The following is a 1,042-nucleotide window of genomic DNA, read 5'->3' on the forward strand; positions in this document are numbered from 1 at the left end:
ACTCCGGTGCACGCGAACATCGCCCCGGTGGCCGCGGTCTCCCCCGCGGTCCCCGATCTCTCGCGGCCGGCGGGCCCCACGGCGGGACGGCGTTCGGCGGCGGGCTCTGCGGGCCGACGCAGATCACCGTGCAGCCGGGCAGCCGCGCCGGGGCCTGCTGTGGCGTGGGGGTCATCCAGGGGAACATCGGCTGCTGTCCGGGGCTCTGCGGCTGGGTGAGGTCGATCAGCGGCATGCGAGCCAGGGGGTCGTCCGACGGCAGACCGTTGATGTTCATCGGCAGGTTGGGTCCCAGCCCCTCGGCGTGTTCGAGGTGCGCGTCGGCGAGCGGAGGCGGCGGGCCCGTCATCGGTGGCAGGTCGACCGGAACCACGCCGGTGGCGTACGCCGAGGCCCACCCGAGCACGTTCTGCGCGTAGGCCATCGAGTTGTTGTAGCGCAAGATCGCGGCCATCACCTGCGACGGGTCGCGGAGGTTGAGGCCACCGCTGCACAGGTACCGAGCCGCGGCCAGCGTGGAGTCGAACAGGTTCTGCGGGTCGGCCACGCCGTCGCCTTTGCCGTCGGAGGCGTAGCGCGCCCAAGTGCCGGGCAGGAACTGCATCGGGCCCATCGCGCGGGCGTACGTGGGGCGATTGCCGGTACTGCTCTGCAGGATGATCTCGTTGCCGGGCAGCGTGCCGTCCAGCGCTGGTCCATAGATCGGGACGACCGCCGTGCCGCGGGCGTCGACCGCCCCGCCGCCCGCATGGCCCGACTCGATGCGCCCGATCCCGGCCAGCAGGTTCCAGCTGACGCCGCAACCCGGGGCGGCCACGGCCATCTTCTGCTCGGCATTGCGGTACGCCGCCAACGCGATGCTCGGAATGCCAAGCGCGCCGGGCGCATTGACGATCATCGGCTTCGGCGGTGCCGACAAGGCCGGCTCGGCGACGTGGAATGCGTTCGGCGAACGATCGATGGAAACGACCGCCGGCCCCGAGAGATCGGGGACCGCGGGGGAGACCGCGGCCACCGGGGCGATGTTCGCGTGCACCGGAGG

General features: G+C 72.3%; 1 protein-coding gene. It reads right to left on the reverse strand.

The window, feature by feature from the left end:
* Positions 1–1,042 (reverse strand): lytic murein transglycosylase (locus tag A5681_RS02860; protein WP_197498490.1); only part of this gene is annotated, 1,042 nt, incomplete at both ends.

This window comes from Mycobacterium scrofulaceum (assembly GCF_001667885.1).
Taxonomy (GTDB): domain Bacteria; phylum Actinomycetota; class Actinomycetes; order Mycobacteriales; family Mycobacteriaceae; genus Mycobacterium; species Mycobacterium scrofulaceum_C.